Source organism: Marinobacter excellens LAMA 842 (assembly GCF_001574445.1).
GTDB classification, from domain to species: domain Bacteria; phylum Pseudomonadota; class Gammaproteobacteria; order Pseudomonadales; family Oleiphilaceae; genus Marinobacter; species Marinobacter shengliensis.
The window spans coordinates 198,879-214,323 of the sequence record NZ_LOCO01000003.1; the positions used below are offsets into that span (position 1 = coordinate 198,879).

Annotated in this window: 12 protein-coding genes; 7 read left to right on the forward strand and 5 right to left on the reverse strand. The window is 60.8% G+C overall.

What is annotated here, in order from left to right:
• Positions 1–2: 2 nt before the first annotated feature.
• Positions 3–1,415 carry a sigma-54 interaction domain-containing protein gene (locus J122_RS04505; protein ID WP_061331436.1) on the reverse strand — a complete coding sequence of 471 codons (1,413 nt, stop codon included), beginning with the start codon at positions 1,413–1,415 and terminating at the stop codon, positions 3–5.
• A 472-nt stretch (positions 1,416–1,887) separates the two neighbouring features.
• On the opposite strand from J122_RS04505, the gene J122_RS04510 reads away from it, so the two are divergent.
• Positions 1,888–2,808, forward strand: a complete 921-nt coding sequence (locus tag J122_RS04510) for an alpha/beta hydrolase (RefSeq protein WP_227510093.1) — start codon at positions 1,888–1,890, stop codon at positions 2,806–2,808.
• On the opposite strand, the gene J122_RS04515 is transcribed toward J122_RS04510, so the two are convergent.
• Positions 2,785–3,144: a DUF6164 family protein gene (locus tag J122_RS04515; RefSeq protein ID WP_061331364.1), complete on the reverse strand. Its 360-nt coding sequence runs from the start codon at positions 3,142–3,144 to the stop codon at positions 2,785–2,787. The genes J122_RS04510 and J122_RS04515 overlap by 24 nt on opposite strands.
• A gap of 83 nt (positions 3,145–3,227) precedes the next feature.
• On the opposite strand from J122_RS04515, the gene J122_RS04520 reads away from it, so the two are divergent.
• The 5 genes from J122_RS04520 to J122_RS04540 all read left to right on the forward strand — a co-directional run bounded on the left by J122_RS04520 (position 3,228) and on the right by J122_RS04540 (position 9,854).
• Positions 3,228–4,640 (forward strand): DUF2868 domain-containing protein, encoded by a 1,413-nt coding sequence (locus tag J122_RS04520; RefSeq protein ID WP_061331365.1) that lies wholly within the window; start codon positions 3,228–3,230, stop codon positions 4,638–4,640.
• The gene (locus J122_RS04525; RefSeq protein ID WP_061331366.1) at positions 4,637–6,067 is read left to right on the forward strand and encodes a GTPase/DUF3482 domain-containing protein; all 1,431 of its coding nucleotides are present in this window, start codon (positions 4,637–4,639) and stop codon (positions 6,065–6,067) included. The genes J122_RS04520 and J122_RS04525 overlap by 4 nt, the downstream gene beginning before the upstream one ends.
• Positions 6,068–6,117: 50 nt before the next feature.
• On the forward strand, positions 6,118–6,513 hold the full coding sequence (locus J122_RS04530; RefSeq protein WP_008176749.1) for an ectoine synthase: 396 nt from the start codon (positions 6,118–6,120) through the stop codon (positions 6,511–6,513).
• 11 nt (positions 6,514–6,524) lie between these two features.
• Entirely contained in the window at positions 6,525–7,715 is a 1,191-nt protein-coding gene (locus J122_RS04535) for a CynX/NimT family MFS transporter (protein WP_061331367.1), read from the forward strand.
• A gap of 69 nt (positions 7,716–7,784) precedes the next feature.
• Complete coding sequence (locus J122_RS04540; protein WP_082780513.1) at positions 7,785–9,854, forward strand: site-specific recombinase; 2,070 nt, start codon at positions 7,785–7,787, stop codon at positions 9,852–9,854.
• 172 nt (positions 9,855–10,026) lie between these two features.
• Here the strand turns inward: J122_RS04540 and J122_RS04545 are convergent, their stop codons facing one another.
• Both J122_RS04545 and J122_RS04550 read right to left on the reverse strand, forming a co-directional pair.
• A complete protein-coding gene (locus tag J122_RS04545; protein WP_061331369.1) occupies positions 10,027–11,202 on the reverse strand; it encodes a type III PLP-dependent enzyme in 1,176 nt (391 codons plus the stop codon).
• A gap of 171 nt (positions 11,203–11,373) precedes the next feature.
• The gene (locus J122_RS04550; protein WP_061331370.1) at positions 11,374–12,192 is read right to left on the reverse strand and encodes an ATP-grasp domain-containing protein; all 819 of its coding nucleotides are present in this window, start codon (positions 12,190–12,192) and stop codon (positions 11,374–11,376) included.
• Between the two features lie 147 nt (positions 12,193–12,339).
• Here J122_RS04550 and J122_RS04555 point away from each other — a divergent pair, with 147 nt between their 5' ends.
• The gene (locus tag J122_RS04555; protein WP_061331371.1) at positions 12,340–12,711 is read left to right on the forward strand and encodes a DUF6746 family protein; all 372 of its coding nucleotides are present in this window, start codon (positions 12,340–12,342) and stop codon (positions 12,709–12,711) included.
• 11 nt (positions 12,712–12,722) lie between these two features.
• Here J122_RS04555 and hrpB read toward each other — a convergent pair whose 3' ends face one another.
• Positions 12,723–15,197, reverse strand: a complete 2,475-nt coding sequence (gene hrpB / locus J122_RS04560; RefSeq protein WP_061331372.1) for an ATP-dependent helicase HrpB — start codon at positions 15,195–15,197, stop codon at positions 12,723–12,725.
• Positions 15,198–15,445 lie beyond the last annotated feature (248 nt).

Sequence of the window (15,445 nt, forward strand, 5' to 3'; positions counted from 1 at the left end):
ATTCAGGACAGCTTCGCCAGTTTTTCATAGAAAACCGACCGGGAAATGCCCAGCAGACGGGCGGCCTTGGTACGGTTACCCCGGCAGGCCAGCAGCGCCTGCTCGATGGCCTGTGCCTCCGCCTCGGCCAGGGTCTGGGCGAGCGGCCGCACCGGCCTGGGCGCCATGGCCGGCACAGTGCGCTGGCTCGCCCTCGGCAATACCTTGAAGATGGCATCGGCATCCAGCAGGTCGCCATCCTCACTCATGGTCAACGCCCGCTCCAGCACGTTGCGCAATTCCCGGATATTGCCCGGCCAGTCATAGCTGCCAAGAGCCGCCACCCCGGCATCGGTAATTTCCCCCCGCAGCCCCTGGCCCTCGCAGATTTCACCCAGCAGCGCCTCGCACAGCACCCCGAGATCCGCCAAGCGGTCCCGTAGCGGCGGTATGTTGATTTCCAGCACGTTCAGGCGGTAATAGAGGTCTGACCGAAAACTGCCCTCAGCAATCATCGATTCCAGATTCCGGCTGGTTGCCGCGATGACCCGAACATCCACATTGGCCACCTTGTTTGAACCCAGGGGTTCGATTTCCCCCTCCTGGAGGGCCCGCAGCAGTTTCGCCTGCAACGGCAGCGGCATGTCGCCCACTTCGTCCAGGAACAGGGTGCCCCCGTTGGCCAGTTGAAACTTGCCATCACGGGTACGCCGGTCAGCTCCGGTATAGGCACCCGGCGCCACACCAAAAAACTCCGCTTCCAGCAGATTTTCCGGAATGGCCGCCACGTTCACCCCAACGAAGGGTTTGTCGGCCCGGGGCGATACCGCGTGGATCGCCTGGGCCAGAACCTCCTTGCCGGTACCGGTTTCTCCCAGCAGCAGCACTGGCATGTCCCGGCCAGCGGCCAGACGGGCACGCCGTTTGACTTCCAGGGCAGCGGGACTGCCACCAACAAAGTCTCCAAGGCTGTAACGGGTGCCCCGGGCCTTCTTCGCCAGCGCCTTGCGGGCGGCGGCGAGATCACGGTGCAGGCGACGGTATTTTGATACCAGTGGCGTCAGCGGTTGCAGGTCATCATAAAGGACGAAGGCAACCGCCCCCTCGATCTCACCCTGCTGGTCGTAATAGGGCAGCCGGGTAACCACCAACTGCTGCTGGTTGTGTTCCATGATGTCCAACAGCAGGGGTTTGCCGGTTTCGACCACCTCCGGCATTCGGGTTTGGGGTATCACCTGGCGCACCGGTTTGCCGATTGCCTGGGCTGGGTCGCCAAGGCCCAGCAGGTGGGAATAGCTGCTGTTAATCCAGGTAATCCGGGTATGCCGGTCCACGGCAATGGCACCGGCACTGGCTTCCTCAAACATGGGAAACAGCGCTTCTATCAGGTCTCTTGTCAGACCACTCTTGTTTTTATCGGTAAACAGCTCGGTCATGTACCGCGTACTCACGGGCCGGAATTGGTTCATGGGGCAACCCTGGGCGTCCGGATTTCCGGACGTAGTCACGGAAGTATAGAAAGCCCCCGGTCCGGGGGCAAATCGAAAGTCGGCAGCTCGGCCTCGATCAGGGCCAGATCACTATGGGTTTCATGATCGTTCCTTGTTTGTTGTTTTTGGAAACGCCTCACGGGAGGCAAACATGCCCTTGCGGATCCTGTGCCAACACCCCAACCGACTGTTTTTATTGATTTAATCTCAAAAAGCAAAGAGTCAACAGGTGAAAGCTTCCGGATTTCCGGACATGCACAGGCTCAAATCACCTTCGATCCCCGGCAATGCGGCCTTCTCAGACGTGTCCGGCTTTTCAGACAGCGTCCTGCGAACCGGACACATACCCCATCAACATCCATCTTCAGCGGCAGCTCGTATCATCGGAATAATTGGTAAGCCTTAAGGAGGCAGGGGGGTGATCGTTCGTAATGTCAGGTATATCAGCGCCATCATGGCTATGTCCGCCCTGTTCCTGACAGGTTGCGCCAGCCACCAGCCAACGCCATCACACTCCGTTACCCTGCCGGAAACCGGGTTCACCGTTCATTCCTCACTCCAATATTCACCGGATACCTGGCCAGAGCCGCTGTACGCCGATCTCTACGTGCCTGAGCGCACTGATCCTGCCCCGGTAGTTCTGATGGTTCATGGTGGTGGTTGGGAGCGTCGCTCCCGAAGCGATATGACCTGGGTGGCGGAGTCCCTGGCCAGCCAGGGATTCGCCGTGCTCAACGTGGATTACCGGTTCGCCCCGGATTTCACGTTTCCGGCGCAGCTGCACGACCTGCAGATCGCCCGCCACTGGCTGAACCGGAATGCCGGCCGCTATGGCCTGGACACCTCCCGGGTCACTGGCTTCGGCTTCTCCTCGGGCGCTCACCTGGTGGCCCTGCTGGCCACCGTGGCCAGCACCGACAGTGATCTGAACAGGCCCCATGGCGGCCCGGAAACAGCTCTAAAGGCTGCGGTGGCCGGCGGGCTTCCAGCGGACTTGCCCGCCTTTGGCTCTGGCCGGCTATTGCGTCAGCTTCTGGGGGCTGAATTGGAAGAACAACCCGATCGTTACCAACGGGCGTCTCCGGTTACCCATGTGAGTGCAGCAACGCCGCCGTTTTTCCTGTTTCACGGCACCATGGATATGTTGGTTCCGTTCAGTCAGGCCGAGCGTTTTGCCGAGGCCCTGGATGCCCAGGGGGTGTATCACGAGATCTACCGGATGCGCCTGCGGGGCCATGTCACCAGCTTTCTGACCGCCGGCAATGCGGTCGATCAGGCGGCCCGGTTCCTGGCTCGCCAGGGCGCCGGGCCACAATCAGCCCAGGCGAATGAACGGTAACAGGCTCAACCCGAGAATAACGGCAATGGCGATGAGTGCCGCCAGGAAGGTGACCGGCCGGCGTCGAAACTGATACCAGAGCCCGGTTTCACCACGCTGGCAACGGGCCAGGTAGTCTTCGCGCTGGGCCTGAAGGCGGCGTGCCTGGTAGTCATCTAACAGCGCCCGGGCGCGCTCCGCCTCGTCATCGTCATGCACCCAGAAACCGCCCATGCTGATGCCCCAGCGGCTGGGTGGTGTTTCGTAATAGCGCACCTCATGCTCTTCGAACAGGGCGCGGATATCGTCGGCCTCGTCGTCGGGTACGTTACGCAGGTTCATCAGGTGGTGGGGCATAGGGCGTTCCGGCTGGCTTAACGGGCGTTGTTGGCTATATCCTAGCAGGAAAGCATAACCGACCGAATGCAACAGGATTCTGCATGAGCCACCACCCCCTTCGTCTGCTGCTGGAATTTGATGACCGCATCCAGCGCGACAGGGAGCAAGCCCCCGCCTTTCTGCACCGCCGGGACCGGCGTTTTGCACTGGACTGCGAACAGCAGGGCATTCGGCCCAACGCAGCGGCCTGGCTGGCACACATGCAGCGACTCAGCGGCCCCGGCAGGGCAAGCCAGGCGAACCACAAGCTCGAGTTGCAGTGGCAACGGATTCAGCATGGTTTTATCGCAGCCGGGGCACTGTTTGGGGTGATTACCATGGCCGGACTGCTGTTCTACGACGGCGGCCAGCGCATCAACATCACGGTGTTCCTGGCATTTGTACTTCTGCAGCTGTTGCTGGCTGTCGCAACCACCCTCCAGGCGGTCGCCGGCTGGCAGCCCTGGGGTTGGTTGCAACGGCGGTTGCAGCCGCAGCTGCCGGGGCAAACCCTGGCACAATTGCAACCGCTGTTGATGGCCCGTGCCGCCCACGCCGGCGGCACCGCGTTCGCCACCACAGGGCTTCTGACCTTGCTGGTGCTGCTTGTTATTCAAGACCTGGCCTTCGGCTGGAGCACCACACTCGACACGGCCGCCGGCGGGTATCACACACTGGTGCAGGCGCTTGCCACCCCTTGGGGCTGGCTGTTGCCGGCAGCTGTGCCGTCCCAGGAACTGGTCGAGGCCACGCGGTTTTTCCGGGCGGCGCCGGACAGCCCCGGCACAGCTCCGGCGCAATGGGGCCAATGGTGGCCGTTTGTCGTCATGCTGTGGCTAACCTGGGTGCTCTTGCCCCGTCTGCTGCTGCTCGCGGCCAGCCACTGGCTGACCATTCACAAGGCCGGCCAGCTTCTGCAACAGCACCCCGGCATGCAGGCGCTGGCCTGGCGCATGGAAACCCCGACCCTGGACACCGGCAATCAGCATAACGATGCCGACGATCTCCCCGACACCACCACCCGGGCCCAGACCGTCGAACTATCAGACACGGACCATATTGTCTGTTGGGCCGGTGCCGGTGAGCCGGAGTTACCGCAACAACTGCTTGGTAACCAGACCCAGATCCTAAAGGCCGGGGGGCGCGCCTCCCTGGAAGAGGATGACCGGGTGCTGGCAACCCTGGCGCAGGCCCTGTCAGAGAGCCCGGAACCCAGCGTTATGGTGGTTACCCGCAGCTGGGAACCCCCCACCGGCGAGCTGCACGACTTCCTGGACCATGCCCGGGAGCAGTGGCCAGGGGATACCCGTGTACTGGTGCTACCGCTGGCCTCCGACGCCAACCGCGCACCAGCCGACCACTTGATCCAACCCTGGTTGCGATTTACCGAGCGCCTACCGGCGGGCTTTGCCCAGGTCACCGTGCTGCCGTCCGTGCCGGATAACCCCTACCAGACCGGAACCGAAAGCCCATGAGCCAGCAGCCGGTTTTCGCCGTGGTCGGCCATCCCAACAAAGGCAAGTCCAGCGTGGTGGCCACCCTGTCCCAGAACGACGCCATCGCCATTGCCCTTGAACCGGGCACCACCCGGGCCCGACAGGCCTACCCGCTCAGTGTTGATGGCCAGCAGCTGTACACCCTGGTCGACACCCCCGGCTTCCAGCGACCCCGGCGGGTACTGCAGTGGTTGGAAGCCCACAGCCTGTCGGCCTCCGACCATCCGGAAACCGTCCGGGCGTTCGTGCTCCAGCACCAGGGCGACGATCGCTACGTGGATGAATGCGAATTGCTGACACCCGTTATCGAAGGCGCCGGGATCATTTACGTGGTGGATGGTTCCGTGCCCTACAGTACCGAGCACGAGGCTGAAATGACCATCCTGCGTTGGACTGGCCGGCCAAGCCTGGCCCTGATCAACAGCATCGGTGATGACGACTACAGCGATACCTGGCAGGCCGCACTCGGCCAGTTCTTTCAGGTTGTCCGCAAGTTCGACGCCGTTCGCGCCCCATTCGAGCAGCATCTCAGCCTGCTCAAAGCCTTCGGACAGCTTGAACCGGACTGGGAGCAGACCCTCGCCCGGGCCACCGACCTGCTGGCCCAGCAACGACAACAGCGCCGCCACCAGGCCGCCGGCCTAATCGCGCGAGCCCTGGAAGACATGATGGCCTATCAGGAGAAGCGCACACTCACCCTGGATCAGGTGGCCAGCATCAGTGATGCTTCCCTGGCTGAAACCCTGCGGGACCGCTGGTATCGGCATCAGCGCCAGCGCGAACAGACCCTGCGGGTGAACATTGAACACCTGTACCAGCATCAACGTATCCAGCGCCAGGAGGCAGAGCTGGAATGGGCCAACCAGCACGACCTGTTCTCCGAAGACACCCGGAAACACTGGGCGGTCAGCAAGAAGTATCTGGCCGGGGCCGGCTTTGGTGCGGGTGCGGTCGGGGGTGCCGGCATTGACGCCGCGACCTTCGGCACCTCCCTTGGCACCGGAGCCCTGGTGGGTGGGCTGATCGGTGCCGCCGGCAGCTACTTTTACGGTGACCGGCTGCTGCTCCCGGCACTGAACATCGGCCCCCTGAAAGACGGTTTGAAAAGCGCCACGTTCGGCCCCGTACAGGACAGCCAGTTCGGCTATGTTGTATTGGGCAGGGCAGTAGATCACTGGTGGCACATCAGCCACCGGAACCACGCCGGACGGGACCTGCTGGAGCTGGAACCGGCCGATCAGCACTGGCTGGAGCGGCTCGATAAACACAGTCGCCGGGAGATCCAGAAAGCCTTCGACCGTTGTCGCAAGCGAAAATCTCTCGGCCACCAGCAACGACAGATTCTGGCAACCGCCATTGAGCATGCCATGATGGTTTACGACGATTGGCGGTTGAATCGGCCTTAACCGGCATGTTTATACTGTACGGCTATTCCATCACACAATGAGGAATGCGAATGAAAATTGTACGAGTGCAAGACATTATCGGTACCGAGCGCGAAGTCACCGGCCCAGGCTGGACCAGCCGCCGCATGCTGCTGAAAAAAGACGGCATGGGTTTCTCGTTCCACGAAACCATTATTCCCGCCGGTGCTGAGTTGAACCTCTGGTACAAGCATCACCTGGAAGCGGTTTACTGCGTTGCCGGTAACGGCAAAATTCTGGATAAGGCCACCGGCGAAACCCACGAGATCACCGACGGCACCCTGTATGCACTCGACAAGCACGACCAGCATACCCTGTACGGCGGCACCGAAGACATGCGCCTGATCTGTGCCTTCAACCCTCCGGTCACCGGCCGCGAAGTACACGACGAAGACGGCGCCTACCTGCCCGACACCAGCGAAGACTGAACCCGCTGGTCGTGACAACCCCTTCGGCAACAACTGCACCGCCATCGCCAGCCAGGCTGCTGCCGGTGGCGGTGCTGCTTTGGCTGGCCGGTGTTTACCTGAGAATTCCGGTACTGGTGGCACCGCCACTGGCGCCATTTATTTCAGATGAACTGGCGCTTACGCAGGCCCTGACTGGCGCCCTCACCACTTTACCCATCCTGATGCTGGCCATTGGCGCCATGCCTGGCTCCCTGGCCATTTCCCGCATCGGCCCCAGAAACACCCTGGCCATGGCCATGGTGATCATGGTGATCGGCTCTGCGGGCCGCGGCCTGGTGCCAGACACCTTCACCCTGATGCTCGCCAGCGCGGTCATGGGGCTCGGCGTCGCCATGATGCAACCGGCATTACCGGCTTTGCTGCCACGCTGGCTGGCGCCCCATCACCTGGCCATCGGCTCTGCCATCTACATGAACGGCATGTTGATGGGCGAATTCATTGGTGCCGGCATCACATTACCGGTGCTCATGCCATTGCTGGATAACAGCTGGCGCGCCACGCTACTGGTGTGGTCGTTACCGGCACTTCTGGTTGCCGCAGCCCTGTTTCTGCCCAAGCGGGACCTGGCACGGCCGGTGCGCCGCAGCGCCTGGCTGCCAGACTGGAAAAACCCGCTGACCCTGCGTATTGGCCTGCTGTTGGGCTTGTCCGGCTCCATGTTTTTTGGCCTTAACGCCTACATGGGGAACCTGCTGGCACAGCAGGGGCATTTTGAGAAGCTGGCAGACGCGCTTTTCTGGTATAACTTTGCGCAAGTGGTGGCCTCGCTGCTGATGCTCAAGATGGCCCGATTCTGGGTAGGTAAGCGCAGCATGATCATCTTGATGGCGGTGCTCAGTATTGTCGGCACCAGCGGCACCATTGTCCTTGAGGGGTGGCCAGCCATATTCAGCGCCACCCTGATGAGTTTTGTTGCCGGTATCCTGCTGATTCTGCTGGTTGCGCTGCCACCACTGCTGGTACGCTCGGAGGAAACCGGGAGGTTGTCGGCCGGCACGTTTCTGGTGGGTTATACCCTGGCGTTTTCAGTGCCCATGATCGGCGGTCTGATTGCCGACTGGAGCGGGGATATCCGCCACGCCATCATGGTGATGGTAGGGTACAGCCTGCTGGTGTTACCCATAGCCTTTACTCTGGATCTGCGCCGTCGACCGGCCTGAGTATCATCTGTCAGCAAACAAACATCGTATGGAAGCCGTTAAGCCCCATGCTCAAGCAAGGACTCTGTGTTGAAACTGGCCACCCTGATTAACCAGCTCGCGGATGAAGACACCAGCGCTCTGAAAACACTCAGCCTGGTGGTGGACTGGATTCGCCCGCAACGGGGCGAAACCGTCCACAACGCCGTTGACCGCATGAAGCAACTGGAAGGTGCCCTGACCGAGAACCTGGACGTACACCTGGCAGTGTCTGGCCGGCTGCAGGAATGGCTCGACCAGGCCCAGTTTTTCCAGTTGTTGTCTGGCCTGGGGCTCTATTCCCGCCGCGGCTTCCTGAAAGAAATCGGCGAGCGCCTGTACGAGCGGATCAACCCGGCCCCCAAAGACCGCAACAACGTCAAGAACGTGTTGTTTGTGGTGTTCCACCGCAAAGACGACGCCGAATGGATTCACTGCATACCCGATGAGGCTCTGATCCGCCTGTTGACCACCCTGTGGCACTTTTCACCCTCGGCTCTGGAACGCACCCGAAATCGCATTTACAGCCAGATGCTCAACGCCCTGGAGATGATGTCCATCTGGGTCGCCGCCGAGGAACTGGAGCCCAACATCCTGCGCTTGAACCCGAAGATCATCGACCGGGAATCCGCCTTCGTGGCCCTTCAGCGGGAAATTGCCGCGCTGGTGCAATCCTGGGGGCATGCCCTGCAGGAAAAGGAATCCGTTGAGCTGGACGATGCCCACGCCCGGGTACTGATTGAACAATGCCGTGAAGAGATTGACCGACTGCAACGCAAATCCGTCACCGCCGGCTCTACCATGGCGCTGACCCACCTGCTGGAGCGGCTGCACCAGACCCTGGACCGGATTGAACACCTGCTGGATATTCTGGACCCGGCAGACCCGGTGAAGCGACTTAACCGATCCGTGGAACTGTTCAAGACCCTGGTCCAGGCCAGCGCCGAACGCCACGGCGTCAGAGCCTTGTGGCGCGCCAACCTGAGGCTGATGTCCCGCAGCGTCACCGAGAACGCCAGCGACCACGGCGAACACTACATTGCCGGCAGCCGTAAAGAATACCTGGCCATGCTGGCCTCCGGCGCCGGAGGCGGGTTTATCATCGCCTTCATGGCACTGATCAAGATCCAGATCCTCCAACTGGACCTGACCAAGGGCTGGGAAACCCTCTGGGTCAGCCTGAACTACGGCATCGGCTTCATGATCATCCACATGCTGCACTGCACCGTGGCCACCAAACAGCCCGCCATGACTGCCGCCAGCATCGCCGAAAAAGTCGAGCAGGGCGAGCAGGGCCGCGCCAACGCCCGCAAACTGGCAGAACTGCTGGTCCGGGTTGGCCGCACCCAATTCGTCGCCATCATGGGCAACGTCGCCGTCGCCCTGTCTGTGGCTTTCGCCGTTGGCTCGTTATACAGCCATTTGCAAGGCGTTCCGCTGATCAGTACCGAACGCTACGATTACATGCTCACCGGCATCCACCCCTGGCAAAGCCTGGCCTTGATGTACGCCGCCATCGCCGGTGTCTGGCTGTTCTTCTCAGGCCTGGTGGCCGGCTACTTCGACAACCGCGCCGCCTACCTGAACCTGGCCGAACGCCTGGAACAACACCCCCTGCTGCGCCCCCTGATGCCGCCGGAAACCCGCGCCCGCTTCGGCGCCTACGTGGCTGAACACTACGGCGCCCTGATGAGCAACTTCGTGTTCGGCGTGCTGCTCGGCGTCACCGGCTACATCGGCTACCTCCTGGCCCTGCCCATCGACATCCGCCACGTCGCCTTCTCCTCCGCCGACGTCGGCTACGCCATGTCCGTGTTCATCCCCGGCGCCAGCGACTTCGCCCTGTTCACCCTGTTCGCCCTGCTGATCGGCGGCGTCAACCTCATCGTCAGCTTCACCCTGGCCCTGAACGTGGCGCTCAGAGCCAGAAACACCCGGATATCCAGCTTCCCGAAACTGATCAAAGCCTGGTTCCAGGTGGTCACTGAAAACCCCATGGCGCTGATTTACCCGCCAAGAGATCCGCTGCCCGAACCGGACGACCTCAATGAGGCCCAACCCGACAGCCCGCAAACCAAGGCCGAAAACAAAGAACAGCGCCAAAAAGCCCTGCAGAAATAAAAAAGGGCCGCCAAAGCGACCCACAAAACAGTAGCAAAATAAGACTTCCCGAACCGACCCGACAGGCCGTGGGGCGGGGAGGTCTTTTCCGCCGGAAAAAAGATGTCTGAGCGAAGCGAGTTGTTTTTTCCAGAGGAAAAGACCTCCCCGCTCCGCGGCCAGACTCCCAAACTCAGATGTAGTAGTCCTTCAACGGAGGAAAGCCATTAAACTCCACCGCACTGTAAGTGGTGGTATAAGCCCCGGTCGACAACCAGTACATCCGGTCACCAATCGCCAGATTCAAAGGCAACGGGTACTTGTGGTGCTCATACATGATATCGGCACTGTCACAAGTCGGCCCCGCAATCACACAGTCCTCGCCCTCACCGGTCTTCTCAGTCCAGATCGGAAACTTAATCGACTCATCCAGCGTCTCGATCAGCCCCGAGAACTTACCCACATCGGTAAACACCCATCGGTGCAACGCGGTACGGGACTTCCGGGAAATCAGCACCACCTCACTCACCAGCACACCGGCGTTAGAGATCAACGAACGGCCCGGCTCAATGATGATCTCCGGCAGATCGTCACCAAAATCTTCCCGCAGAAAACGGGCAATTTCCTCTGCATACACCGCCAGCTCATTGGTGCGGGTGATGTAGTTGGCCGGAAAACCACCGCCCATGTTGATCATCTTCAGCTCAATGCCGTCTTCTTCCTTCAGGCGCTCAAAAATCACCTTCACTTTGTTCAAGGCGGCATCCCAGGCGCCGATTTCCCGCTGCTGGGAACCCACGTGGAATGACACGCCGTAAGGCACCAGGCCCAGATCGCGAGCCAGGATCAGCAGGTCCATGGCCATATCCGTCTGGCAGCCAAACTTGCGGGACAACGGCCAGTCTGCGGTCAGGGTGCCTTCGGTCAGAATGCGCACATACACTTTTGAGCCCGGCGCCGCTTTCGCGATGTTGCGCAGGTCGGCTTCGGAGTCCGTGGCAAACAGGCGCACGCCCTTCTCGTAGAAGGTGCGAATGTCCTTCGCCTTCTTGATGGTGTTGCCATAACTGATGCGATCACCGGTCACACCCAGGCCCATCACCTTGTCCAGCTCATACACCGATGCGATATCGAAACAGGCACCCTTATCCCGCAGCATGGTCAGAATCTGCGGCGCCGGGTTGGCTTTAACCGCATAGTAAACCTTGGCGTACGGGAACCCTTCCACCAGCTCCTCGTACTGACGGTCAATGGTCTGGGTGTCGATGACCACAAACGGGGTTTCCTTGCCGTCGGCAAAGTCCTTGATCCGCTTGAAGGTCTCGGCGCTGTAATAATCGGCGATGTCAGCGTTGGGGTTCAGATTCATGGGTGGTGTGTCCCTCCACAGGGTAAACGGGCATAAAAAAAGGGTAGCACAGCCTCGCCGTGTTACCCGTGAATAGTCGCGATCATCAGGCTTTTTTCTGACCACCGCAAATGCGCATATATACCCATAAATCCGGCAACGGAAACCGGACCTCTGGCAGAGAATTCTGTATCACACCGCCACCGGCCAAAGCGGCGTCGGCTCTGTCGGCCCGTCCGGATCCTGGGGGCAGCTCTGCCGGTTCAGATAATCCAGAATGGCCTCTTTTAGATCGCTGCCCTGGCCGAGCCCCTGGTTGCCAAACAGCCGGTTGAATTCCAGAACGTAGGGGTAGCCGTCAACCAGCGCTAGATCAAAGCCAGCGTGGTCTACTCCCAACTCTCTCGCCAACCGCAGGGCCAATTCGGTGACCACCCCTGGCACCTCGCTGGTATCAATTTTCCCACCCCGGGCCACGTTGTTGTAGAAGCCCTGTTCCGCCTGGGTTCGCCAATAGGCCGTCAGCACCCGGTCACCCACCACCACAACCCGCACATCGCGGTCGATAGGCAAGTATTCCTGAGCATAAAGTACGTGGGTACGTTCGCAGTACCGGCGCCAGTCGTCGCGGTTTTCAATCAGCCACACTCCTTCGCCCATACTGGCCTTGGGCAGCTTCGCCACAAAGGGCAGGGCCATGGTGTCCCAGATCAGATCCCGCTCCTGGGGGCCGTTGGCTTCGATCAACGTCCAGGGGGTGTGTTCCGGCGCTACGGTCTGGAACGCACGGGTCATCTCCACCTTGTCATGACCAATGCGGTAGCTGGCCTCGCTTGGAAACACGCGGCACTTGAGCCCATGGACCAGGGCGTTCAGTTGCCAGTATTCCGGGAACAGCACCCAGTCGGCGTCTCGCAGCAGGTCCTTGTGTCGAAGGAACTGCTCCGGCTTGAGTACTGTGGTGTCAGGAAAGCCAAGGGTACGGAAGATATCAAAGGAAACCAGGTGCATGGTGTCAGCGGCACTCCAGATAGGTTGCGCGCATTTTATACAGAATCCGGTTCCGGACAAGCTACCTCAGGAAAAATAATTGACCGGCGTCATGGACACAACGAATATAAATGATAATACTTTGCATTATCATAAAAGGAGCTGCCCATGACCAAGAACCTGATGTTTGCCATCCTCACCTGCGCCGCCTTCGCATTCGGCGCCAACACCCACGCCAGTGACGTCGAGCACTTCAAGGGCAAGCCCTCTGACACCCTGGAACAAGCGGTTAGCAACTTCTCGGAATACAACAATAAGTTGGAAAAGGTATTGGCCGGAGACATGACCCCCGAGGCCATGAACGAAGTCCACGAACTGACCTATACCCTGGAAAACGCCCTGGGCAAGATCAATGAGGAACTGCGCCAACTGGCGGATGTGCTGGAAGAAGTTCACGTTGCCTCCGAGCACGCTGATGGCAACGCTGTTAAAAAGCACGGGCAGAAGTACCTTGAAGTCAGTCGGGAAGTGATCAGATAACGGATTGCATATCAGCGAGCAGGGCGTTTTTTCGTTCCCTGCTGGGCCTGGGCGGTGAGTGGGTCGTCCGGCCAGGGATGTTTGGGATAGCGGCCACGCATGTCCTTGCACACCTCGGGATAGGCGTTCTGCCAGAAACTGGCCAGGTCGGCAGTAACCGCTAAAGGCCGCTGGGCCGGTGACAAAAGGTGAATCACCACCGGCACCCGACCACCTGCCACTTTCGGCGTTTCGGTCCAGCCAAACAACGCCTGCAGCTTGGCCGCCAGCACAGGGCCATTTTCAGCGCAGTAGTCCAGGGTGACATTCTGGCCGGTGGGAATAGTCAGAGATCTGGGCGCGAGTTCGTCCAGTTGTTGCTGTTGCGTGTAATCCAGCAGGGCACTCAGGGCCTGAACGAGGTTGATGCCCGCCAGGTCAGACCAGCGCTTCATGCCCGCCATAAACGGCGCTAACCAGGTTTCCAGGGTATCCAGCAAGGACCGGTCGCTGACCTCCGGCCAGTCACCGGGAAACTGCGCAGTCAGCAATCGCACCCGGGCAACCCACTGGCGTGCTGCATCGCTCCAGGGCAAGCTGTCCAGACCTTTACGGCGCACCGCGTCCAGCAGGCCCTGCTGAACCAGTTCCGGGGCCACCTGATTCAGCGGTTTCTCCGCCAGCACCAGTGCCCCGAGCTTGCGGACCCGACGGGCTACGATGGTGCCGCGTTTGTCGTCCCACACGGCTTCCTCACGTTCTTCAATATGGTTAGACAAGTCCTGCTCCAGGTCTGCGAGGTCGACCGGTGCCGCCAGATAGATGGTTGCTTCCCGGGCCTTGCCATCCAGTTCCGCCGTCACCAGCCAGTCCTGCCGAGCCAGGGGATCGTCCTCCCGCAACACCGCACCCTTGCCGTTACTCAACTGATACCGGGGCATGGCCCCTGAGCGGCGGCGGGCAATACGGTCCGGATAGGCCTGGGCCAACACCCGCCCAACGTCGGTTTCCGAGGGTAAATCCTGTGCCAGCGGGCCACGGCACAGTCGTTTTGCCGCCTGCCGAACCGCCTGCAACCGTGCGGTGTCCAGGCCGCGATGACCGCGTTCGCCCCGCAGCACCCGAATCCGTTCATGCAGATCCGCACCGGAGCCTGGCCCGAGCAAATCCCGCTCCTCCAACAGCGCGGCCAGCTCGGCCGCCAGCTGGCCCAGCCCCAGGGTACGGCCTTTGATCACCATATGGGCCAGGCGAGGGTGGAGGCCCAGCTCCCGGGCCGCCTTTCCGTGGTCTGTGATGGCTCCCTCGGCATCCAGCAGATCCAGCCACTGCAACAACTCCACCGCCTGCTGCCAGTGCGCCTTCGGCGGGGCATCAATCCAACCCACCTGCTCCGGGGAACGGGCCCCCCACTGGGCCAATTCCAGCACCAGCGGCGCCAGGTCGGCTTCCTGAATTTCCGGCGGCGTGTAGTCCGCCAACCCGAACTGCTCCGACTCACTCCACAGCCGGTAACACACACCCGGCTCAACCCGACCGGCCCGGCCCTTGCGCTGCTCGGCAGACGCCTTTGATACCCGCCCGGTCACAAGGCGTGTCATACCGCTGTTGGGGTCAAACACCGCCCGGCGCTGCTGACCGGCATCAATCACCACCCGCACGCCTTCAATAGTCAGACTGGTCTCAGCAATCGCCGTGGCCAGCACAATCTTGCGGGTACCGTCCGGCGCCGGCGAAATCGCCCGGTCCTGTTCTTCGGACTTTAAATTACCGTACAATGGGGCCAGCAGTACGTTAGCCGGCAACTGCCCCGCCAGCTGCTGCGCCACTCGCCGAATCTCCCCGGCTCCGGGCAGGAACACCAGCAGGGAACCGGTCTGATCCCGCAGGGCCTCCTGAATCACGGCCACCACTTGGTCCACTATCCGAGCATTACGAGGCAAAGGGCGGTAAAACACCTCCACCGGAAACGCCCGCCCCTCGCTGGTGATCACCGGTACATCCCCCAGCACCCGGGCAATAGGCGCGGTATCCAGGGTGGCCGACATCACCAGCAATCGCAGGTCTTCCCGCAGGGCCTGCTGGCTTTCCCGCACCAGTGCCAATCCCAGATCGGCTTGCAACGACCGCTCATGAAACTCATCAAACAGCACGGCGGCATAGTCTTCCAGCATCGGATCGTTCTGAATCAGGCGCGTCAGAATGCCCTCGGTCACCACCTCAATCCTGGTGCTGCCTGACACTTTGGTATCCAGACGAGTCCGATACCCCACCGTCTGCCCCGGCGCCTCCCCAAGCTGCTTCGCCATATACCGAGCCGCCGACCTGGCCGCCAGCCGCCTGGGCTCCAACATCAGGATCTTCCGGTTGTCCCGCCAGGGGGCGTCCAACAGAGCCAGCGGGACCCTTGTCGTTTTACCGGCACCCGGCGGGGCCTGCAGTAAGGCTGTGGTGCCTTGGTTCAGGGTTTGTTTTAGCTCTGGGAGTATGTGTTCTATTGGGAGCATGGGGTGTGGTTGGGTTTAGCCTGGGAGTTTTGGGGGTGGCGCGGGGGTGTTTAGGTTTTTTTGGCCGAAAAAGAACTCGCTTCGCTCAGACACCTTTATTCGGTCAAAAAAACCTAAACACCCCCACACCCTGCATAACTTTAAGGGTATATCCAGAGGTTACCATGGTCTGTCTGAGGTTAAGCCTTTCACCCTCTGCATCTCACTTCAGGTTTCAACAAAACTCCGCTCTCCGGCGAACATCACTG